The organism is Acidiphilium multivorum AIU301, from assembly GCF_000202835.1.
GTDB classification, from domain to species: domain Bacteria; phylum Pseudomonadota; class Alphaproteobacteria; order Acetobacterales; family Acetobacteraceae; genus Acidiphilium; species Acidiphilium multivorum.
In genome coordinates this window covers 3,351,876-3,371,739 of sequence record NC_015186.1, presented here as the reverse complement: position 1 = coordinate 3,371,739, position 19,864 = coordinate 3,351,876, and the positions used below count along the sequence as shown (strand labels likewise).

Annotated in this window: 20 protein-coding genes and 1 pseudogene; 11 read left to right on the top strand and 10 right to left on the bottom strand. The window is 70.3% G+C overall.

Translation table 11 applies throughout. The annotated features are described in order from the left end of the window. Positions 1-12 precede the first annotated feature (12 nt). On the top strand, positions 13-2,103 hold the full coding sequence (locus ACMV_RS15390; RefSeq protein WP_013641011.1) for a S9 family peptidase: 2,091 nt from the start codon (positions 13-15) through the stop codon (positions 2,101-2,103). On the opposite strand, the gene dnaQ is transcribed toward ACMV_RS15390, so the two are convergent. Both dnaQ and purU read right to left on the bottom strand, forming a co-directional pair. Then, a complete protein-coding gene (gene dnaQ, locus ACMV_RS15385) occupies positions 2,067-2,774 on the bottom strand; it encodes a DNA polymerase III subunit epsilon (protein WP_013641010.1) in 708 nt (235 codons plus the stop codon). The two genes, ACMV_RS15390 and dnaQ, sit on opposite strands and share 37 nt — an antisense overlap. 26 nt (positions 2,775-2,800) lie before the next feature. Further along, positions 2,801-3,652 carry a formyltetrahydrofolate deformylase gene (purU, locus tag ACMV_RS15380; protein WP_007422984.1) on the bottom strand — a complete coding sequence of 284 codons (852 nt, stop codon included), beginning with the start codon at positions 3,650-3,652 and terminating at the stop codon, positions 2,801-2,803. A 113-nt stretch (positions 3,653-3,765) separates the two neighbouring features. Here purU and ACMV_RS15375 point away from each other — a divergent pair. Continuing rightward, positions 3,766-4,380, top strand: a pseudogene (locus tag ACMV_RS15375) (DsbA family protein). A gap of 37 nt (positions 4,381-4,417) precedes the next feature. On the opposite strand, the gene ACMV_RS15370 reads toward ACMV_RS15375, so the two are convergent. After that, positions 4,418-5,119, bottom strand: coding sequence for an SDR family NAD(P)-dependent oxidoreductase (locus tag ACMV_RS15370; RefSeq protein WP_013641007.1), 702 nt, complete (start codon positions 5,117-5,119; stop codon positions 4,418-4,420). A gap of 92 nt (positions 5,120-5,211) precedes the next feature. On the opposite strand from ACMV_RS15370, the gene ACMV_RS15365 reads away from it, so the two are divergent. Both ACMV_RS15365 and coaE read left to right on the top strand, forming a co-directional pair. Next, a complete protein-coding gene (locus ACMV_RS15365; protein ID WP_013641006.1) occupies positions 5,212-6,042 on the top strand; it encodes a shikimate dehydrogenase in 831 nt (276 codons plus the stop codon). Beyond that, entirely contained in the window at positions 6,039-6,686 is a 648-nt protein-coding gene (coaE, locus tag ACMV_RS15360) for a dephospho-CoA kinase (RefSeq protein WP_013641005.1), read from the top strand. Before ACMV_RS15365 ends, coaE begins: the two co-directional genes overlap by 4 nt. Here coaE and ACMV_RS15355 read toward each other — a convergent pair. Then, positions 6,667-7,884: a polyhydroxyalkanoate depolymerase gene (locus ACMV_RS15355; protein WP_013641004.1), complete on the bottom strand. Its 1,218-nt coding sequence runs from the start codon at positions 7,882-7,884 to the stop codon at positions 6,667-6,669. The two genes, coaE and ACMV_RS15355, sit on opposite strands and share 20 nt — an antisense overlap. A gap of 223 nt (positions 7,885-8,107) precedes the next feature. Beyond that, positions 8,108-8,986, bottom strand: coding sequence for a hypothetical protein (locus ACMV_RS15350; RefSeq protein ID WP_231295293.1), 879 nt, complete (start codon positions 8,984-8,986; stop codon positions 8,108-8,110). A gap of 113 nt (positions 8,987-9,099) precedes the next feature. Between ACMV_RS15350 and queE the strand changes: the two genes are divergently transcribed. The 5 genes from queE to phbB all read left to right on the top strand — a co-directional run bounded on the left by queE (position 9,100) and on the right by phbB (position 12,106). After that, positions 9,100-9,735, top strand: coding sequence for a 7-carboxy-7-deazaguanine synthase (queE, locus tag ACMV_RS15345; RefSeq protein WP_013641002.1), 636 nt, complete (start codon positions 9,100-9,102; stop codon positions 9,733-9,735). 2 nt (positions 9,736-9,737) lie between these two features. After that, a complete protein-coding gene (locus ACMV_RS15340; RefSeq protein ID WP_013641001.1) occupies positions 9,738-10,094 on the top strand; it encodes a 6-pyruvoyl trahydropterin synthase family protein in 357 nt (118 codons plus the stop codon). Positions 10,095-10,104: 10 nt separating this feature from the next. Further along, positions 10,105-10,575 (top strand): OsmC family protein, encoded by a 471-nt coding sequence (locus ACMV_RS15335; RefSeq protein ID WP_013641000.1) that lies wholly within the window; start codon positions 10,105-10,107, stop codon positions 10,573-10,575. Then, positions 10,572-11,276 (top strand): GNAT family N-acetyltransferase, encoded by a 705-nt coding sequence (locus ACMV_RS15330; protein WP_013640999.1) that lies wholly within the window; start codon positions 10,572-10,574, stop codon positions 11,274-11,276. Before ACMV_RS15335 ends, ACMV_RS15330 begins: the two co-directional genes overlap by 4 nt. 107 nt (positions 11,277-11,383) lie before the next feature. Beyond that, entirely contained in the window at positions 11,384-12,106 is a 723-nt protein-coding gene (phbB, locus tag ACMV_RS15325) for an acetoacetyl-CoA reductase (RefSeq protein ID WP_007422894.1), read from the top strand. A gap of 69 nt (positions 12,107-12,175) precedes the next feature. Here the strand turns inward: phbB and ACMV_RS15320 are convergent, their stop codons facing one another. The 4 genes from ACMV_RS15320 to ACMV_RS15305 form a co-directional block, all read right to left on the bottom strand. Next, a complete protein-coding gene (locus tag ACMV_RS15320; RefSeq protein ID WP_013640998.1) occupies positions 12,176-12,961 on the bottom strand; it encodes an enoyl-CoA hydratase in 786 nt (261 codons plus the stop codon). Positions 12,962-12,982: 21 nt separating this feature from the next. Further along, the gene (locus ACMV_RS15315) at positions 12,983-14,968 is read right to left on the bottom strand and encodes an elongation factor G (RefSeq protein WP_013640997.1); all 1,986 of its coding nucleotides are present in this window, start codon (positions 14,966-14,968) and stop codon (positions 12,983-12,985) included. Positions 14,969-14,993: 25 nt separating this feature from the next. Continuing rightward, the gene (locus tag ACMV_RS15310; protein WP_013640996.1) at positions 14,994-15,620 is read right to left on the bottom strand and encodes a hypothetical protein; all 627 of its coding nucleotides are present in this window, start codon (positions 15,618-15,620) and stop codon (positions 14,994-14,996) included. A 64-nt stretch (positions 15,621-15,684) separates the two neighbouring features. Further along, positions 15,685-17,295, bottom strand: coding sequence for a gamma-glutamyltransferase family protein (locus ACMV_RS15305; protein WP_013640995.1), 1,611 nt, complete (start codon positions 17,293-17,295; stop codon positions 15,685-15,687). An 88-nt stretch (positions 17,296-17,383) separates the two neighbouring features. On the opposite strand from ACMV_RS15305, the gene ACMV_RS15300 reads away from it, so the two are divergent. Together ACMV_RS15300 and gpt are read left to right on the top strand one after the other, a co-directional pair. Beyond that, positions 17,384-17,737 carry a tRNA-binding protein gene (locus ACMV_RS15300; protein WP_007422888.1) on the top strand — a complete coding sequence of 118 codons (354 nt, stop codon included), beginning with the start codon at positions 17,384-17,386 and terminating at the stop codon, positions 17,735-17,737. Continuing rightward, positions 17,737-18,225: a xanthine phosphoribosyltransferase gene (gene gpt / locus ACMV_RS15295; protein ID WP_007422887.1), complete on the top strand. Its 489-nt coding sequence runs from the start codon at positions 17,737-17,739 to the stop codon at positions 18,223-18,225. The genes ACMV_RS15300 and gpt overlap by 1 nt, the downstream gene beginning before the upstream one ends. Positions 18,226-18,477: 252 nt before the next feature. On the opposite strand, the gene ACMV_RS15290 is transcribed toward gpt, so the two are convergent. Further along, positions 18,478-19,863: a lyase family protein gene (locus ACMV_RS15290; RefSeq protein WP_013640994.1), complete on the bottom strand. Its 1,386-nt coding sequence runs from the start codon at positions 19,861-19,863 to the stop codon at positions 18,478-18,480. Position 19,864: the final 1 nt, after the last annotated feature.

Below are 19,864 nucleotides of genomic sequence, written 5' to 3'. Positions count from 1 at the left end.
CGTAGGGCCCCCATGAACACGCCGAACGCGCCCCAACCCACCCCGCCGGCGGCCGCGCGCAAGCCGGTCCGCATCGAACAGCTCGGCCGGGTGCGGACCGATGACTATGCCTGGCTGCGCGATGCCAACTGGCAGGCGGTGCTGCGCGACCCCGCCGCCCTCGATCCCGAGATCCGCGCCCATCTCGTTGCCGAGAACGCCTATACCGATGCCGTGCTCGCCGGCACCAAAGACCTCCAGACGACGCTGCTCGCCGAAATGAAGGGCCGGATCAAGGACGACGACTCGACCGTGCCCGCGCCGCACGGCCCCTACGCCTATTACCGCCGCTTCGATCCGGGCGCCGAGCATCCGGTCATCGCCCGCACGCCCCGCGCCGGCGGCGCCGAACAAGTGCTGCTCGACCTGCCAGCGCGCGCGAAGGGCCATGCCTTCTTCTCCGCCCCGGCGGTCGCGCACAGCGACGACCACCGCCTGCTCGCGTGGGCGGAAGACACCCAAGGGTCGGAAGTCTACCGCATCCATGTCCGCGAGATCGAAACCGGCGCCGAGCCCGCCCCGCCGATCGAATCCTGCAGCGGCGATTTCACCTTTTCCCCCTGCGCGCGCTTCATCTTCTGGGTCTTCCGCGACGATCACGGCCGGCCGACCAAGGTGTTCCGCCGCGCCCTCGCCGATGGCGGCGACACGCTGGTCTACGCCGAGCCCGATCCCGGCTTCTTTCTCGGCGTCGAGACCAGCCTGTCCGGCGGCTCGATCCTCGTCTCCGCCGGCAACCAGGACACCAGCGAGGTCTGGCGCATCCCCGGCGACGACCCGACCGCGCCGCCCGCGCTCATCGCCCCGCGCGAGCCCGGCCTGCGCTACGATGTCGATGATGCCGGCGACCGGCTGATCATCCGCACCAATGCCGACGGCGCGGTGGATTTCAAGCTGGTCGAGGCGCCGCTCGATGCCCCGGGCCATGCGCACTGGCGCGACCTCGTGCCGCACCGGCCGGGCCGCTACCTCGTCGGCGCCTTCGCGCTGAAACACCACATCGTCCGGCTCGAACGGATCGAGGCGAACACCCGCATCATCGTCGCCCCGCGCGATGGCGGCGCCGAGTGGGAGATCGCGCAGGACGAGCCGGCCTATGTGCTGCGCGCCGAATCCGGCCTCGAATACGACACCGCGACGATCCGCTACGTCTATTCCTCGCCCACCACCCCGCGCCAGACCTTCGACTACGATCTGGCCACCCGCACGGCGATCCTGCGCAAGACCCAGGACATTCCCTCCGGCCACGACCCCGCGCGCTACGAAACACGGCGCATCGACGCCATGGCGGCCGATGGCGCGTCGATCCCGGTGACGGTGCTGATGCGCCGCGGCCAGGCGCTGGACGGCGCGGCCCCGCTGCTGCTCTACGGCTACGGCGCCTATGGCATCCCGATGGAGCCGTGGTTCCGCACCTCGATCCTCTCGCTGGTCGATCGCGGCTGGATCTTCGCCATCGCCCATGTCCGCGGCGGCACCGAGAAGGGCTGGAACTGGTTCCTCGGCGGCCGCGCCGCGCACAAGATGAACAGCTTCACCGATTTCATCGCCGCCGCCGAGGCGCTGATCGGCGGCGGCTATGCGCGGGCGGGGAACATCGTCGCCCAGGGCGGCTCGGCCGGCGGGCTGCTGGTCGGCGCCGCCTTCACCATGCGGCCGGATCTCTGGGCCGGGGTGATCGCCGAAGTGCCCTTCGTCGACGTGCTGAACACGATCTCGGATGACACGCTCCCCCTCACCCCGCCGGAATGGCCGGAATGGGGCAACCCGATCACCGATCCCGCCGCCTATGACACGATCGCCGCCTATTCGCCCTATGACAACCTGGCGGCGCGCGCCTACCCGCCGATCCTGTGCACCGGCGGCCTGTCCGACCCGCGGGTGACCTACTGGGAGCCGGCGAAATTCGTCGCCCGCCTGCGCGCGCTCGCCACCGGCCCCGCGCCGGCGCTGCTCAGGATCGACATGGAAGCCGGCCATGCCGGCGCCGCCGGCCGGTTCGACGCGCTGAAGCAGACCTCGCTGAATTACGCCTTCGCGCTCTGGTCGGTCGGTGCAGCCTGATCGAGCCGCCAGACCGGCTCCTTCAGCTTCTCGATGAACGCCTCGTGCGCGGCCAGCTCCGCCGCACTCGCGACGATCGGGCGCGGCGTGCGCGGCCCCTCGCTGCGATATTCGACGAGGCGGATCGTGCTCTCGGCGGCAAGGTCGAGCCCGCGCTGCCGCCCGCCGGTCAGCTCGACATAAACCTCCGCGAGCAGCTTGCAGTCGAGCAGCGCGTTATGGGTGGTGCGGGCGGAGAGATCGATGTCGAAGCGCCGGCACAGCGCGTCGAGCGAGTTCGGCATCCCCGGAAAGCGCTGCTTGGCCAGCGCCAGCGTGTCGATCATCCTCGCCCTGTCGAGGGCGGCGCGGCCGATACGGGCGAACTCGGCGTCGAGAAAGCCGAAATCGAACGGCGCGTTATGCGCGACCAGCGGATCCTCAGCGAAGAACTCCAGCAATTCGGCGGCGATCTCGGCGAATTTCGGCTTGCCGGCGACATCCGCGCTGGTCATGCCATGCACCCGGCTCGCCTCGGCGGGAATGTCGCGTTCGGGGTCGATCAGCGTGTGGAACACCTTGCCGGTCGGCAGGTCGTTCCACAGCTCGATCGCCGCGACCTCGATCACCCGGTCGCCGCCAAGCGGCTCCAACCCCGTCGTTTCCGTATCGAACAGCACCGCGCGCGACATCGCCGTTTCCCCCCCCCTTTTTTGCTCTAGCCGGCGAACACCACCGTCTTGCTGCCGCTGATGAACACCCGCCGCTCCAGATGGCCGAGCACGGCGCGCGCCAACACCCGGCGCTCGATGTCGCGCCCCTTGCGCACCAGCGCCTCTGGCGTGTCGCCATGCGAGATGCGCTCGACATCCTGCTCGATGATCGGCCCCTCGTCGAGCGCGGTGGTGACATAATGCGCCGTCGCGCCGATCAGCTTCACCCCGCGCGCATAGGCCTGGTGATAGGGCTTCGCACCCTTGAAGCCGGGCAGGAAGGAATGGTGGATGTTGATGCAGCGCCCGGCCAGCTTCGCCACCAGCCCGTCCGACAGCACCTGCATGTAGCGCGCGAGGATGGCGAGTTCCGCGCCGCTCTCGCGCATCAGCCGCCACACCTCGGCCTCCTGTTCCATCTTGGTATCCGGCGCGATCGGCAGATGATGGAAGGGAATCCCGTCGAGATCGAGATGGGCGTAGCTCTCGCGCGGATGGTTGGCGATCACGCCGACAATGTCCATCGGCAGTTCGCCGATCCGCTGCCGATAGACCAGGTCGACCAGGCAGTGATCGAACCGCGAGACGAGGATCATCGTCCGCATCCGGTGCCCGCTTGGGGTGATCTCCCAGTCCATCCCGAACTCGCGCCCGACCGCGGCGAACTCCGCCTCCAGCCCGGAGGAAGGCGCGTCGCCCACCGGGGCAAACACCACGCGCATGAAGAAGCGCCCGCTCGCCCGGTCGTCGAATTGCTGCGCCTCGCGGATGTCCTGCCCGTGCGCGTGCAGGAAATGGCCGACGGCGCCGACAATGCCGGGCCGGTTGCGGCAGGAAAGGGTCAGGATGGAGCTCATGCGGTTCGGTCTCTCCGGAGTGCGGTGGTCGCCGCCGGGCCGCCCTTGGCGCCGGCACGCTGCTTCCCTATCAACATGGGCGCAGCACGCAAGCAGCGCGGAGGAAAACGCCCATGGCCGCCACCATCACCTATGTCTTCACCAGCCATTCCCCCTGGACCTATCTCGGCCACGCCGCCTTTCTCGACATCGCCCGCCGCCACGGCGCGGCGGTGGAGTATCGCCCGGTGCCGCTCGGCGCGATCTTCGCCGAAACCGGCGGCCAGCCGCTGGCCAAGCGCCACCCGGTCCGCCAGCGCTACCGTCTGGTCGAGCTGCAACGCTGGCGCGCCCGCCGCGGCCTCCCGCTCAATTTGCACCCGCAATTCTTCCCGGTGGACCCGGTGCTGGCGGATCGCCTGGCCATCGCCATCGCGGAAGCTGGCGGCGACCCCGACCCGTTCCTCCGCCGCGTCTTCGCTGCGGTCTGGGCCGAGGAGCGCAACCTCGCCGATCCCGCGACCATCGCCGACCTCGCCGCCGCGTCCGGCATCGGTCCCGAACTCCAGGCCCGCGCCGGCACACCCGAAATCGAAGCCGCCTAACAGCGCAACCGCGAGATGGCCGAGGCCGCCGGCGTGTTTGGCGCGCCCTCCTACATCCTGAACGGCGAGCTGTTCTGGGGCCAGGACCGGCTCGACCTGCTGGACGACGCGCTGGCCACCGGCCGCCCGCCCTATAGGGCCTGATCTACCACGGCACCGCCTGAAGTGCCTGTGCCGTCACCTACCACGGCACCGCCTCGCCGCGATGGTCGAAAAACCCGCCGCTCTCGGCTGAGGTAAGCCGGTCGATCACCGCCAGCAGCCGCGCCGCCGCCACCTCCGGCGCCTGCACGTCGAGCCCGCTGGCGGCGAAAGGGGACGAAAGCCCCGTCGCCACCGTGCCCGGATGCAGCGCGACGCAGATCGCCGCCGGCGACCGCCGCGCCAGCTCCACCGCGGCCGTCCGCACGAACTGGTTCAGCGCCGCCTTCGACGCGCGATAGCCATACCACCCGCCGAGCCGGTTATCGCCGATGCTGCCAACCCGCGCCGACAGCGTCGCGAACACCGCCCGCCCCTCGCGCGGCAAGGCCGGCAGCAGATGCTTCATCAGCAGCGCCGGGCCGATCGCGTTCAGTGCGAAACTGCGGGCAAGGCGCGCCGCGTCCAGCTCGCGCAGGCTCTTCTCCGGCATCTGTGCCGCATCGTGCAGGAAGCCGGTCGCATCGATCGCGAGGCGAATGGCGCCCCGCGCCGCCACCGCCCGCACCGCGTCGGCAATGCTGGCCTCATCGAGCAGGTCGAAGCGCGGCGCGCTGCCCCGCCCGAGCCCGATCACCGCGGCGAAACGCCGATCGCCCGCAAGGGCTGCCACCAGCGCGCCGCCAATGCCGCCGCCCGCGCCGAACACCACCGCCACATCATCCCGTCCCGTTCCGTCCATCGCATCCCTCCGCCCTGTCGCGGATATGGCGCGGAACCGCCGGCGCGAAACCGCCCCTTGCCGCCGGCGCCGCTTCATGATCGAAACAGCTCATGATCCTTTCCGGCCACGCACGCCTCGCCGGGGTGATCGGCTATCCGGTCGCCCATTCCCGCTCGCCCCGCCTGCACGGCACCTGGCTCGAACGCCACGGGATCGACGGCGCCTATCTCCCGCTCGCCATCGCCCCGGACGATTTCGCCGCCTGCGTCGCCGCGCTGGCGAAAATGGGCTTCGCCGGCGCCAACGTGACGATCCCGCACAAGGAAGCCGCGTTCGCCGTGTGCGACCGCGTGGCCGACAGCGCGCGGCGCGCCGGGGCGGTGAACACGCTCGTCTTCACGCCCACGGGGATCGAGGGCGCGAATACCGACGGGTCGGGCTTTCTCGCCAATCTGCGCGCCCATGGCGTGAACCCCGCCGCCGGCCCGGCGCTGGTGCTCGGCGCCGGGGGGGCGGCGCGGGCGATCGCCACCGCGCTGCAGGATGCGGGGGCGGCGGTCACGCTGTGCAACCGCTCGCCGGAGCGCGCGGCGGCGCTGGCGCGGGAATTCGGCCTCGTCCACATCCCCTGGGAGGCGCGGTCGGCGGCGCTGGCGGACCACGCGCTGGTGGTCAACACCACCTCGCTCGGCATGGCCGGGCATAATCCGCTCGAACTCGATCTCGCCCGCGCCGCCCCCGGCATGGCGGTGGCGGACATCGTCTACGTCCCGCTGGAAACACCGCTGCTGGCGGCGGCGCGGGCGCGCGGCCTCGTCGCGGTCGAGGGGCTCGGGATGCTGCTGCACCAGGCGGTGCCGGGCTTCGCCGCCTGGTTCGGCGTCACCCCGGTGGTGGACGATGCGCTCTACCGCGCCGTCGCGGCCGACCTGATGGGATGAAGATCATCGGCCTCACCGGCGGAATCGGCATGGGGAAATCCACCGTCGCTTCACTCTTCCGCCGCCGCCACGTGCCGGTGTTCGATGCCGATGCCACGGTCCGCGCGCTGCAGGCGCCGGGCGGGGCGGCGCTTGCGCCCATCGCGGCGGCGTTTCCCGGCGTGGTGCGCGCCGGCGTGCTCGACCGCGCCGCCCTGCGCGCGCATGTGCTGGCCGATCCCGCCGCGCGGCGCCGTCTGGAAGCGATCATGCACCGCATGGTGCGCGCGGCGGAGACAAAATTCCTCGCCGCCGCCCGCAGGCGCGGCGCCCGCGCCGTGCTGCTCGACATTCCGTTGCTGTTCGAAACCGGCGGCGAGGCGCGGGTCGATCTCGCACTCACGGTCTCCGCGCCGCGCGCGGTGCAGATCGCGCGGGTGCTGCGCCGCGGCCTGCCCCACGCCGAGATCGAGCGGATCATCGCCCTGCAAATGCCGGATGCCGAAAAACGCCGCCGCGCCGATGCGGTGATCGCCACCGGCCTGTCCCGCCACCACACGGTGCGGCGCGTCCGCCAGCTCATGGCGACGCATGTGTTTCGCCCCGCGCCGCCAGCCCGCCGCCCCAGGCGGTTGCGCCAGCCGTTCAGCCGGCGGCGGCGATGACCTCGCGCAGCTGCGGATAGATCTCGTTCGCCCAGCGCGAGCCCGAGAACACGCCGTAATGGCCGACGCCGAGCTGGAGATGGTTGCGCTTCTGCGCCGGTTTCAGCCCGGTGCAGAGATCGAGCGCCGCGACCGACTGGCCGGGCGGGCAGATATCGTCCCGCTCGCCCTCGACGGTGAAGACCGATGTCTTGCGGATCGCCGCCGGGCGCACCGTCTGGCCGCGCCAGCTCAGCTGGCCGCGCGGCAGATCGTGCCGCTGGAACACGCGCTCGACCGTTTCGAGATAGAATTCCGCCGTCAGGTCCATCACCGACTGGTATTCGTCGTAGAACTTGCGATGCGCCGCCTCGCTCGCGTCATCCTCGGTGACGATGGCGCGGAACTGGCGCAGATGCGCGCCGATATGCCGGTCGAGATTCATCGACACGAAGGAGGCGAGCTGCACGAAACCGGGATAGACCGCCCGCCCCGCCCCGGCGAAGCGGCGCGGCACGGTGGTGATCAGGTTGCTGCGGAACCAGGCGATGTCGCGGGTCTTGGCGAGGTCGTTGACCTTCGAGGGGTTGCGCCTGGTATCGATCGGCCCGCCCATCAGCGTCATGCTGCGGGGCGCCGCCGGATCGCCGGCCTCGGCCATCAGCGCGGTCGCGGCGAACACCGCCACCGCCGGCTGGCACACGGCGACGACATGCGCCCCCGGCCCGATTTCGCGCAGGAAGTCCATGATATGCGCCACATATTCATCGAAGCCGAAGCGCCCCGCGCTCACCGGAATGTCGCGCGCGTTCTTCCAGTCGGTGATGAAGACGTCGTGATCCTGCAGCATGACCTCGACGGTGTTGCGCAGCAGGGTCGCGAAATGGCCCGAAAGCGGCGCCGCGATCAGCACGCGCGGGCCGGGTGAGGCAGTCTCCTTGCGGAAATGCAGCAGGTCGCCGAAGGACGTTCCGCTCACCACCGTCTCGGTCACGGGAATGTCCCGCCCGCCGGCGCGCACGCTGGCGATGCCGAACTCCGGCCGGCTATGGGAAATGCCGCTATTGCCGAAAATCTCCAGTGCGGCGCGCGTCGCAACCGGCAGGGTCGGGATTCCCGCCGGCGGCGTCAGCAGGTCGATCAGCGGCGCCATCGCGCGCGCCGCCATCCGGAACGGGGCCAGAAGATCGTCCTGCGTCTGGTAAAGGTCATACATCATGGGCGCAAACCGCCTTTCTCGTCACGCCAGTCTGGCGCCGAAAAGTTCAAGGTTCCGTAAACGGATCCGGGACTGCGGACGCAGCTCACCCCGCCATTCGGCATAAATCTGCCCTGCATCCGCCGGAGTCCCCCTGCCGCTCCCGGGCCGATTCGCGTGGCACGGGCATTGTGTTACATTCCTTTTACAATATGGGTGAAGTCTCGCCAAAAAGAAAGCGCTGTCATGCGCGGCCGCGCAGACGGTGCAGCGCCCGCCGCAGCGGGAAGAGGGCCCGCCACATCGTGCTGCGCTCGATCGTCTCGGCATGCCGCCGCGCCGCCGCCGCGGCACCACTCGCCTCGGCCAGCCGCCCCTCCAGCGCGGCCATTTCCCGGCGAAGCCGGCCGATTTCGCGGTTCAGCGCCACCCTGTCCAGCCGTTCGAGCGTCGAATCCCGCCCGCCCGGCCCCACCCTCACCTTTGCCGGGTCGGCAACGCGGGCATGCGCGGCCCGGGCCGAAGCGGCATCCACGCTCGCCGGAAGAAGCGGGGCGAGCGCGCGGTAGAGATAGTCCGCGTCCTCGACGAGGCGCGGGAACGAAACCATCACCACCTTCACCTCCGCCGCGACGAGTCGCTCCAGCAGATGGTGGAAGCCGAGGGCGAGCACCCGCGCCTGGTCGAGCGGATGCAGCGAATAGACGATCCCGCCCGGCGTCCGCCCGCGATGCGCCCAGGGCCGTTCCATCACCGCCGGCCAGTCGGGCTCGGCCGCCATGTCGCGCAATTCGAGAATGGTCCGGCTCGCCGCCACGTCCATCAGGTCGCGCATCGGCACGATCACGCCATCCAGCACGATGCCCGGATCGGCCAGCAACTGGTCGATGAACTCGGACACCCAGGGCGATTTCACGACATAGGGCATGTCCGCATCCAGCGCGGGCAGCGGCAGGTTTTCCGCGCCGGCATTGGCCTCCTCGTCCCAGGCCGCATGCTCGCCGAAGCGGGAGAAATGCGTCTCCATCCCCAGCGCGTCGAACCAGCGGACGAGGAAGGACGTGCCGCTCCGCCCGGTCCCGGTGATCAGCAGATGATGCTTCGGCGAGTTCGTTGCGTTCATGCGCATGATCGTGCCGGGACGGGCGCGCCGGATCAAGCCGCGCCACGCGGCGATGGCGGCAATGCCGTGCTCCCTGTCGCCAGAGCGGCGGATGTGCGGTAGATGCCGCCATCATGGCCTATAGCGTGAAGGAAATCTTCCCCACCCTGCAGGGCGAGGGGCGCAATGCCGGCCGCGCCGCGGTGTTCTGCCGCTTCGCCGGCTGCAACCTGTGGTCCGGCCGGGAGGAGGACCGCGCCAGTGCGACCTGCCGCTTCTGCGACACCGATTTCGTCGGCACCGACGGACCGGGCGGCGGCCGCTTCGCCGATGCCGCCGGTCTCGCCCGCGCCATCCAGGCCGCTTGGCCCGCCGCCTGCACCCGCGACGCCCTCGTCGTCTTCACCGGCGGCGAACCGCTGCTCCAGCTCGATGCGCCGCTGATCGAAGCGGTGCATGACGCCGGCTTCGAAATCGCGGTCGAGACCAACGGCACGATCGAACCGCCGCCGGGCATCGACTGGCTCTGCGTCAGCCCCAAGGAAGGGGCCGAGCTGGTGGTGCGCCAGGGGTCGGAGCTCAAACTGGTCTATCCCCAGAAGGAGGCGACACCCGAGCGCTTCGCCGGGCTCGATTTCGCGCATTTCCTGCTCCAGCCGATGGACGGGCCGGATCGCGCGGCCAACACGCGCGCCGCCATCGAATACTGCCTCACCCATCCGCAATGGCGCCTGTCGACGCAGACCCACAAATATCTCGGCATCCCCTGACCATGCACGAAATCACCAAGGAATTCCGCTTCGAGGCGGCCCACACGCTGCAACGCCAGATCGCCGCCGAGGCGAGCCGCCGCATCCACGGCCATTCCTACCGCGCCACCGTCACCCTGCGCGGCGCGCCGGATGCGAGCGGCATGCTGATGGATTTCGGCAGGCTCGGCCAGCACCTCGCCGCGATCCGCGAGGCGCTCGACCACCGCTTCCTCGACGAGGTGGAGGGCCTCGGCCCGGCAACGCTGGAAAACCTCGCCCGCTTCATCTGGACGCGGCTCGCGCCATCCTGCCCGGGCCTCGCCCGCGTCGCCGTCTTCCGCGATTCCGAAGGCGAATCCTGCGCCTACAGCGAATAGGGACACAGGCTTGAGCCGGCTGCACCGCTACGCCACCACCCTGCGCTGGACCGGCAACCGCGGCACCGGCACCAGCGCCTACGCCGCCTATGGCCGCGAGCACGAGGTGGAAGCCGACGGCCGGCCGGACCTCGCGCTGACATCCGATCCCGCCTTCCGCGGCGATCCCGCGCGCTGGAACCCCGAACTGCTGCTGCTCGCCTCGCTCTCCTCCTGCCACCAGCTCTGGTATCTGCATCTCTGCGCCGAGGCCGGGATCGCCGTGCTGGCCTACGAGGATCGCGCCGAGGCGGTGATGGAGGAGGAAGCCTCCGGCGCCGGCCGGTTCGTCGAGGCCATCCTGCGCCCCGTCGTCACCATCGCGCCAGGCAACGACGCCGCCCGCGCCGCCGCCCTGCACCGCGATGCCGGAGCAAAATGCTTCATCGCCCGGTCGATGAACTTCCCGGTCCGCCACGAACCCGAGATCCGCACCGCATGACCGAAACCAACGCCTATGGCCAGATCGTCGGCGCGCCCGTCCCCGGCTGGACGCCGCGCCCGCTTCCCGACGCCGCCGGTTTCGAGGGGCGCTATTGCCGGCTGGAACGGCTCGACCCCGCACGCCACGGCGCCGGCCTCATCGCCGGATTCAGCGCCGCACCGGACGACCGGGACTGGACCTGGTGGCGCACCGCCCGCCCGGCGGACGAACCCGCCTTCCGCGACTATGTGGATTCCATGGCCACAACCCCCGGCCGCGTCGCCTATGCCATCATCGAGGCGGCAAGCGGCCAGCCCGCCGGCCACGCCGCCTTCATGAACATCGCCGCGGCCAACGGCGCGCTGGAGATCGGCTCGATCAACTTCACGCCGCTGCTCCGGCGCCACCGCGCCGGCACCGAGGCACTGTTCCTGATGCTCCGCCACGCCTTCGACGACCTTGGCTACCGGCGCGTCGAATGGCAGTGCAACAGCCTGAACCTGCCCTCCCGCGCCGCCGCCCTGCGTCTCGGCTTCACCTTCGAGGGCATCTTCCGCCAGAACGCCGTCACCCAGGGCCGCAACCGCGACACCGCCTGGTTCTCCATCCTCGATTCCGAATGGCCCGACCGGCGCGCCGCCCTCGATGCGTGGCTCGCGCCGGACAACTTCGACGATGCCGGCCGCCAGCGCCGCAAGCTCTCCGCCTTTCGGACATGAAACTACGCTAACCGATTGATTTCGATCATGGACAGTCCTCCGGAACCAGTCCAGACTGCCTCCCGCTTCCGATTGTCGGACGCCTGATCCACAGGGAGGATTTCAGCATGTCACGAATTGCACTCGTCACCGGCGGCACGCGCGGTATCGGCGCCGCCATCAGCGTCGCGCTGAAGGCGGCCGGCCGCACCGTCGTCGCCACCTATGCCGGCAACCAGACCGCGGCCGAGAATTTCACGGCCGTCCACGGCATCGAGACGGTGAAATTCGACGTCGGCGATTTCGAGCAGACCATCGAGGCGATCGGCCGCGTCACCAGCCGCCTCGGCCCGATCGAGATTCTCGTCAACAATGCCGGCATCACCCGCGACGCCACCCTCGCCCGCATGACCCGCGACATGTGGGATGCGGTGATCGACACCAATCTCGGCTCCTGCTTCAATCTCTGCAAGGCGACCTTCGACGGGATGAAGGAGCGCAAGTTCGGCCGCATCGTGAACATCGGCTCGATCAACGGCCAGGCCGGCCAGTACGGCCAGGTGAACTACGCCGCCGCGAAATCCGGTATCCACGGCTTCACCAAGGCGCTGGCGCAGGAAGGTGCCCGCTTCGGCATCACCGTCAACGCCATCGCCCCCGGCTATGTCGATACCGACATGGTGCGCGCCGTGCCGCCGGAAGTGCTGGAAAAGATCATCGCGAAAATCCCGGTCGGCCGCCTCGGCCATGCCGAGGACATCGCCCGCGGCGTGGTCTTCCTCACCGCCGACGAGGCCGATTTCATCACCGGCTCGACCCTGTCGATCAACGGCGGCCAGCACATGTACTAACGCTCTGCTCCGGCCCCGGTTTTTCCGCCGGGGCCGGATCTGAATGCGGTCCTATCGTCCGGGACGGAACTATTTTTTCCGGTCGAGGAAGCGGGAAATCCCCTCCCGCGCCGCCGCGTCCTGCATGTTGCAGGCCATCGCCTCGCCCGCCACCTCATAGGCCTCGGCGATGCCGAGCTCGATCTGCCGGTAGAACTGCGCCTTGCCGATGGCGAGGGCGGCGCGCGGCTTGGCGAGAATCTGCTCCACCAGCCGCGCCACCGCATCGTCCAGCTCGGCATCCGGCACCGCCTCGTTGATCAGGAAGCGCCGCGCCGCCTCGGCGGCATCGATCATCCCGCCGGTGAACAGCATCTCCAGCGCGGCCTTGCGCGGCACCGCGCGGGCGAGGGCGACGCTCGGCGTCGAGCAGAACAGGCCGAGATTAATGCCCGAAACCGCGAAGCGCGCGCTCGCCGCCGCCACCGCGAGGTCGCAGCTCGCGACGAGCTGGCAACCCGCCGCCGTCGCCACCCCCTGCACCCGCGCGATCACCGGCACCGGCAGCCGCTGCAAGCCGAGCATCACCCGGGTGCAGCGGGCGAAGAGGTCGCGATGCGCGTCCGCCTCCTCGCGCGCGATCATCTCCCGCAAATCGTGCCCGGCGCAGAAGGCGCGGCCATTCGCCGCCAGCACCACCACCCGCGCGCCCGCATCCGCCGCGATCTCGCCGATCGCCGCATCGAGCGCGGCGAGCAGCTCGTCGGACAGCGCGTTGAAGCTCGCCGGCCGGTTGAGCGTGAGCGTGACCACGCCCCGCGAATCCCGCCCGATCAGCAACGGCGCGGCCAGCGTGCCGGAACCATGCGTATCCATCTCTGCTCCTTGTCCGTGAATTCAGGTCGCCGCCGCCTGCGCCACCTTCTCGGCCAGCCGCGGCGGCGCTTCCGACAGATGCTCGAAACTGTGGACGAAACTGCCGAGCCCCGCGGTCTGCGACCGCAGCTCGACCGCCAGCCCGTGCAGTTCCGCCGCCGGCAGCAGCGCCTCGGTATCGTCCCAGCCAGGCCAGCCCGCGCGCTCGGCATAGCCCAGGATCTGGCCGCGCCGGCCGGTCAGCAGCCGCTGCACCCCGGCGGTGAAACCGTTCGGCGCGCTCACCGTAATCCGGTGGATCGGCTCCAGCAGCACCGGTTCGGCCTTCGCCAGGCCTTCCGCCATGCCCGCCCGCGTCGCCGAGCGGAACGCCATGTCGGAACTGTCCACCGCGTGGAACCCGCCATCGACCAGTGTCACCGCGATATCCACCACCGGATAGCCGAACGGCCCGCGGCGGGTCGCTTCCTCGGCGGCGTCGGCCACCGCCGCGATATACTGTTTCGGCACCGCACCGCCGACGATGCGGTCGTTGAAGGCGAACCCCTCGCCGCGCCCGCGCGGCTCGATTTCCAGTTTCACATCGGCGAACTGGCCATGCCCGCCGGTCTGCCGCTTCAGCCGCGCGTGCTCGCGCACCGGCCGGCGGATCGTCTCGCGGAAGGGCACGCGCGGCCGCGCCGTCCGCACCGCGACGCCGGAGAGCCGCTCCAGCCGCTCCACCGCGCTGCCGACGTGAATTTCACCAAGCCCGGCGAGGCGCGTTTCGCCGGTTTCACCATCGCGGGTGAGCCGCAGCGCCGGGTCTTCCTCCAGCAGCTTTTCCAGCCCGCCGGCGAGCTTCACGTCGTCCTTCCGCTCCGCCGCGGCGATCGCGACCTCATGCAGCGGCGGCGGCGGCGCGGGGAACGCCAGTGCCGGCGCCGCCTCGCCCAGCGTGCCGCCGGTCGCCACCCCTTCGAGCCGGCCGAGTGCCACGACATCGCCGGCCCCGGCCTCGGCCACGCGCTGCAATTCACCCTCGGCGAAGCGCATCATCCCGCCGATCCGCACGCCGCCATAGCTCGCCCCGTCGCGCAGCGCCCCGCGCCAGACCCGGGCGAAGGACAGCTTGCCCGCCGCCCCGCGCCAGCTCGTGCGGAACACCTGCGCCAAGGCCGGCCCTTCGGGTGCGATTCCATGCCGCGCCGCCGTCGCGCCCACATCCGGCGCGTCATGCCGCAACGCCTTCCACAGCCGCAGCACGCCATGCGCATGCTCGGCCGCGCCGAACATGACCCCCGCCAGGCTGCGCGCCTCCATGTCCTTGCGGAAATGGCTGTAAAGCTCGGCGGGCGTGGGTGTCGCCCCTTCGATCACCTGTTCGAGCAGTTCGTCATCCCGGTCCGCGAGGCTGTCGATCAGCGCGTCATGCGCCGCCTGCTCGGTCTCGGCCACGGCCGCCGGCAGCCCGATCCGCTCGGACGCCGCATCCGGCCGGTAGCGGAACGCCCGTTCCGAGAGCAGGTCGACATAGCCGATGACCCGTTCGCCCTCGCTTATGGGCATCTGCCGCGGCACGAGCTGCACCGCGGTTTCCGCCTGCATCGCCGCCACCAGCGCCTCGGCCGGCGCGCTCAGCGCATCCACCTTGTTGACGAAGACGAGGAAAGGCACGCCGGAGTCCTCCAGCATGCGGAACACCGGCCGCAGCGCGATCGCCCGCGACGGGTCGGGTTCGGCCACCACGACGGCGAGATCCGCCACCGCGAGCGCCGCCGCCGCCTCGTGCACGAACTCCACCGATCCGGGACAATCCAGCAACGCCCATCGCTCGCCGAGGAAATCGCAATGGGCCGGCCGCATCTCGTGGGAGGAACTTCGCTCGCGCCCGCCGCGCCTTGCCTCGCCACCGCCGGCCATCTCGACCAGCGCGGCGCTCAGCGTGCTCTTGCCGCTTCCCTGCGGACCAACCAGGGCGACGGCGCGCGGCCCGTGCGGGGCCGCTCCGTGGGCGGGGTCTTCCATGTCCTTGTCCTCCCGGCGCCGCCCACTATTCGCCCTTTTCGCCGGAATTCAAACCGGAATTTTTCTCCTCGCCATAGATATGCTCATAGAGTGCCGGATAATTCCGCTTCAGTCTGTTGGCCGCGTAACCGATCTGTTTCGAATCGGCCGGCTGGCGCAATTCCGCGTCGGTCGCCAGTTCCCACTCGCCGGGGCGCGACCGCGGATCGAGCCACCGCCATCTCGAAAACCCGCGCAGCCAGCGGAACAGCACGGCGACCATCGCCGCCATGACGATCATCTGCACGATCAGCCCGATGCGCGCGAACGGGCTCGGCGTGGCGAGCGCGATCGCCAGGGACGCCAGGAACGTCGCGCCATAGGCCGCATACATCCCGAGCCGCAGCCAGCGGAACAGCGCCAGCATCCGCACCTTGCCGCGCCCCATCCCGCCCATGACGATGCGCATGGCCGCCACCGCGACAATGGCGAAAGGCCAGACCACGTAGAGCATGAACGGCCCGACGAACCCGGCGCCCCAGATCAGCTGCGCGAGAAAGACGAGGATCAGCGCGGGCATGAAGCCCAGCACGGCCACGCCGGTCACCGCCATCGGCATCAGCGCCGCCACCGGCGGCGGCCGCGGCCGGTCCCCCGGCCCGCCGCCGTTCATCGCACCGCCAGTCGCGAACGGCGACCGCTCCGATGCGACGCGATGATGGCCGCGCGGCGCGGCATCAATAGCCGAGCGCGCAGCCGTCCTTGCGCGGGTCGGACCCGCCGATCAGCACGCCGCGCCCGCGATCGATCCAGATCGCCTGGCCGCCGCCATGCGGCCGCGCATCCGGCCGGTCGTCGCGCACCACCTTGTGGCCGCGCGCGACCAGGCCTTCGAGGGTCGCCGCCGGCACCGACCGCTCGACCTCGACCTGCCCGCCGAAGGGGAAGACGCGGGCGAGATCGAGCGCCTCCTGCACGTCGAGCCCGTACTGGCGCATGTTGGTCACCAGCCAGGACTGGCCCATCGGCTGGTAATGCCCGCCCATCACGCCGAACGGCATCACCGCCTCGCCGCCCTGGGTCGCCATGCCGGGGATGATCGTGTGCATCGGCCGCTTGCCCGGGGCGATGCAGTTCGGATGGCCGCGCTGGATGCGGAAGCCCATGCCGCGATTGTGCAGCACCACGCCGGTATCCCCGGCGAGAATGCCCGAGCCGAAGCTCTCGTAGGTCGAGTTGATGAACGAACAGGCATTGCCGTCCTCGTCCACCACGCAGAGATAGACCGTGTCGCGATGCAGCGGCAGCGCCGTCTCGCCGGCGTGCGGCAGGTCCACCATCGCCCGGTCGTCGCGGATCAGCGCCCGCAGCCCGCCGAGATAGTCATCGCTCAGCAGATGCGCGACCGGCACCTCCGCCTGGTCCGGGTCGGCCAGCAGCGCGTCGCGATCGCGATAGACGAGGCGCGCCGCCTCGATGTGCCGGTGCAGCCGGATCGGCCCCATCGGCCCGTCCGGCGCCGGGCCGAACCCTTCGAGAATGCCGAGCAGCATCAGCGCCAGCAGGCCCGAGCCGTTCGGCGGGCATTCCCAGATCGTCAGCCCGTCGAAATCGCGCCTGATCGGGGTGACGAATTTCGCCGCGGTGCGGCCGGCGGCGAAATCCGCCTCGGCATGCACGCCGCCGCGCGCCCGCAGTTCGGCCACGATCGTGGCGGCAATCGGCCCCTCGTAGAACGCCTTCGCCCCGTCCTTGGCGATCGCCCGCAGCGTGCGGGCAAGCTCGGGCTGGCGGAACATCGTGCCTGCGACCGGCGCGGCGCCGCCCGGCAGCAGCGCGGCGGCGCCGCTGCGGCGCAACTTGCCCTCGGCAATCTTCCAGTCGAAGGCGACGCGCGGATGCACCGGATGCCCCTCCTCGGCATAGCGGATCGCCGGCGCCAGCGCCGCATCGAGCCCGCGCCGCCCATGCGCCGCGAGCAGCGTCTCCCAGGCGGAGACGGCGCCCGGCACGGTGACGGCATGGGCCGAGATGTTGTCGAACTGGGCGATTCCCTGGGACTCGAAATAGTCGATCGTCGCGCCGGCAGGGGCGCGGCCGGAGCCGTTCAGCGCGATCACCTCGGGGCTGCCGGCCTTCTTGTAGAGGCAGAAGCAGTCGCCGCCGATGCCGGTCGATTGCGGCTCGATCACGCCGAGCACCGCCGCCGCCGTCACCGCCGCATCGAGCGCGTTGCCGCCCGCCCGCAAGGCGTCGAGCGCGGCGAGGGTCGCCGCCGGCATCGAGGTCGCCGCCATCGCCCGCCCCGCGTAAACCGCGCTGCGGCCCGGAAAATCGAAATCGCGCATTCTCTGGACACTCCTGTAACGATCTGCCGAATCAAATCGCACTCCGCCGCCGGATTGACAATGCGCCCGCGCTGGCCAATGCAGCCTCATGGCCGAGAACCCGCCCCCGACGATCACCTATGACGATTTCGCCCGTGTGGACATCCGCGTCGGCACCATCGTCGATGCCAAGCCTTTCCCCGAGGCCCGCAAGCCCGCCATCCGCCTGTGGATCGATTTCGGCGGCGCGCTCGGCGTCAAGCGCTCCTCGGCGCAGATCACCGTGCATTACGCGCCGGACCGGCTGATCGGCCGGCAGGTCTGCGCCGTGGTCAATTTCCCGCCCCGCCAGATCGGCCCCTTCATGTCCGAGGTGCTCACCCTCGGCATGCCGGACGAAAACGGCGAGGTCGTGCTGATCCGCCCCGATTTCACCGTGCCCGACGGAGGACGCCTGTTCTGATGGCCACGCATTACTACACCGTCTCGTGGGACCAGCTTCACCGCGACTCCAAGGCGCTGGCCTGGCGGCTCAACGCGCTGGCGCCGTTCGATGGCATCGTCGCGATCACCCGCGGCGGGCTCATCCCGGCCGCCATCGTCGCCCGCGAGCTGGAATGCCGCCTGATCGAGACCGTCAGCATCGTCACCTATGACGAGGAGCGGATCGGCAAGCCCACCATCACCAAGCCGCCCACCGCCGCCGGCGACGGCGCGGGCTTCCTGATCATCGACGATCTGGTCGATACCGGCACCACCGCGCGCGAGGTGCGCCAGCTTCTCCCCCGCGCCCATTTCGCCACCGTCTACGCCAAGCCGGCCGGCAAGGCGCTGGTCGACACCTTCATCACCGAGGTCTCGCAGGACACCTGGATCCTGTTCCCCTGGGACACCGAGCCGCAATTCGTCGCCCCCATCGCCCGCGCCGGCACGCCGCCGCGCGGGGCCTAGTGTCCCGCCCCTGAAATTCGTGGATGAATTTCAGGGACAAGCAGGCCGCTGAACGATTGTTTTTTACTGTCCACTTTGAATCTGGTGGATCGGGCCGATGATGAATCGGCCCGGCTCTCCCTCCATCGCCTGCGGGTGAATTCGTATGGGTGAGGGCCTCGAGCCGGCGGGACCGTGCGTGACCGCCGGCAGGTTCCCGGCCCGGCGCACTCCGAGGCCGCGGCCCGGCGGCGCCAGGCGGGAGCCGGTTCGTCAGGCCAGCGGCCCCGTCGACGCGGAGCCATTCGCCCTGTCGCGCAGCCGCGCCGCCGCCGCCCGCGCCGGGCCGACCATTCCGCGCGCCAGCGCGACGCTCTGGCCGATATAGGACGAAGGGTCGAGCGCGTCCCTGACCATCGCGGCATCGAAGCGCCCGGCCGCATCGGGGGCAGCGGCGATCAGCGTCGCAAGATCCCCGCCGGTTTCCACCGCTTCGGCAATCGCCTGATGGACGATATCGTGCGCCACGGTTCGGCCGAGCAGCGGCGCCAGCGCCATCATCGCATTCTCGGAGGCCATGAACGCGCCCGACATCGCGAGGTTGCGCCCGATCGCCGCCGGCCGCAGCCGGATCGCCGCCAGCAGTTCATCCATCTGCGCCGCCAGTTCGTAGGCCAGCGGGCAGGCCTGGTCGATCAGCGCCGAGAGCATCTGGTTGTTCGCGCCATCGCCCTCGAAACTCGGCTGCATCGCCTCCAGCGCCAGCGGCACCTGCGCGCGCACCCGCGCCGAAAGCGCGATCACATGCACCGCGATCTTCGAGTTCACCTTGTGCGGCATGGTCGACGAGCCAATCACCTCCTCGCCGAGATCCTCGATGACCTCGCCGAACTCGTCCGACATCATCACGTAGAGATCCCGTGCGATCTTGCCGCAGGTCGCCGCGAACATCCCGAGGAGCAGGACGTATTCGGCGAAGGTGTCGAGCCCGGCGCGCGAGGGGATCTCGTGCCAGCCGAGCCCGAGCCGCGCCGCGAGCCGGCGGTTCAGCTCGGGTCCGGCCTCGCCCACCGCATGCATTGCTCCCACCGCGCCGCCCCATTGCGCGCGGAAGACGCGCGGTGCCGCCTCGCGGAACCGCTCCTCATGGCGGAGAAATTCCTCGATCCAGCCCCCTGCCTTGAAGCCGAAGGTGATCGGCAAGGCGTGGCGGATATTGGTGCGGGCCACCGTCACCGTCCCGGCCTCGGCCTCGGCGAAGCCGGCGAGCCGGTCGAGGATCGCGGCGAGCCGGCGCATCAGTGCCGCGTGCGCCCGGCGCATCAGCAGGACCCGGCCGGTCTGCACCACGTTCTGCGTCGTCGCCCCCCAGTGAACGAAGCCGCCGGCCTCGCCCGCGCAAGCGCGCGAGAGCAGCCGAACCAGCGAGACCACCGGCGCGCGCGTCTTGGCGATATCCGCCGCCAGCGCCGCCTCGCCGATCGTCTCCAGCCGCGCCCGCGCGGCGATCTCGCGCGCCGCCTCCGCCGGGATCATGCCGAGCTCCGCCTGCGTCGCGGCGAGTGCGGACTCGACATCGAGCCAGGACTGCCAGACCGACTGGCGGCTGAACAGCGCCGCGATCTCGGCCGGCGCGGGTGGGGGGACGTTCTCGGTCATG

Excerpts from the sequence above, each read along its gene's own strand:
- ACMV_RS15300 (WP_007422888.1), top strand. The coding sequence starts at position 17,384 with ATGGCCGAGAACCCGCCCCCGACGATCACCTATGACGATTTCGCCCGT.
- ACMV_RS15290 (WP_013640994.1), bottom strand. The coding sequence starts at position 19,863 with ATGACCGAGAACGTCCCCCCACCCGCGCCGGCCGAGATCGCGGCGCTG.
- ACMV_RS15370 (WP_013641007.1), bottom strand. The coding sequence starts at position 5,119 with ATGGACGGAACGGGACGGGATGATGTGGCGGTGGTGTTCGGCGCGGGC.
- ACMV_RS15355 (WP_013641004.1), bottom strand. The coding sequence starts at position 7,884 with ATGATGTATGACCTTTACCAGACGCAGGACGATCTTCTGGCCCCGTTC.
- ACMV_RS15390 (WP_013641011.1), top strand. The coding sequence starts at position 13 with ATGAACACGCCGAACGCGCCCCAACCCACCCCGCCGGCGGCCGCGCGC.
- ACMV_RS15350 (WP_231295293.1), bottom strand. The coding sequence starts at position 8,986 with ATGAACGCAACGAACTCGCCGAAGCATCATCTGCTGATCACCGGGACC.
- ACMV_RS15310 (WP_013640996.1), bottom strand. The coding sequence starts at position 15,620 with ATGAACGGCGGCGGGCCGGGGGACCGGCCGCGGCCGCCGCCGGTGGCG.
- ACMV_RS15365 (WP_013641006.1), top strand. The coding sequence starts at position 5,212 with ATGATCCTTTCCGGCCACGCACGCCTCGCCGGGGTGATCGGCTATCCG.
- ACMV_RS15340 (WP_013641001.1), top strand. The coding sequence starts at position 9,738 with ATGCACGAAATCACCAAGGAATTCCGCTTCGAGGCGGCCCACACGCTG.
- coaE (WP_013641005.1), top strand. The coding sequence starts at position 6,039 with ATGAAGATCATCGGCCTCACCGGCGGAATCGGCATGGGGAAATCCACC.
- queE (WP_013641002.1), top strand. The coding sequence starts at position 9,100 with ATGGCCTATAGCGTGAAGGAAATCTTCCCCACCCTGCAGGGCGAGGGG.
- ACMV_RS15305 (WP_013640995.1), bottom strand. The coding sequence starts at position 17,295 with ATGCGCGATTTCGATTTTCCGGGCCGCAGCGCGGTTTACGCGGGGCGG.
- purU (WP_007422984.1), bottom strand. The coding sequence starts at position 3,652 with ATGAGCTCCATCCTGACCCTTTCCTGCCGCAACCGGCCCGGCATTGTC.
- dnaQ (WP_013641010.1), bottom strand. The coding sequence starts at position 2,774 with ATGTCGCGCGCGGTGCTGTTCGATACGGAAACGACGGGGTTGGAGCCG.
- ACMV_RS15320 (WP_013640998.1), bottom strand. The coding sequence starts at position 12,961 with ATGGATACGCATGGTTCCGGCACGCTGGCCGCGCCGTTGCTGATCGGG.
- phbB (WP_007422894.1), top strand. The coding sequence starts at position 11,384 with ATGTCACGAATTGCACTCGTCACCGGCGGCACGCGCGGTATCGGCGCC.
- ACMV_RS15330 (WP_013640999.1), top strand. The coding sequence starts at position 10,572 with ATGACCGAAACCAACGCCTATGGCCAGATCGTCGGCGCGCCCGTCCCC.
- ACMV_RS15315 (WP_013640997.1), bottom strand. The coding sequence starts at position 14,968 with ATGGAAGACCCCGCCCACGGAGCGGCCCCGCACGGGCCGCGCGCCGTC.
- gpt (WP_007422887.1), top strand. The coding sequence starts at position 17,737 with ATGGCCACGCATTACTACACCGTCTCGTGGGACCAGCTTCACCGCGAC.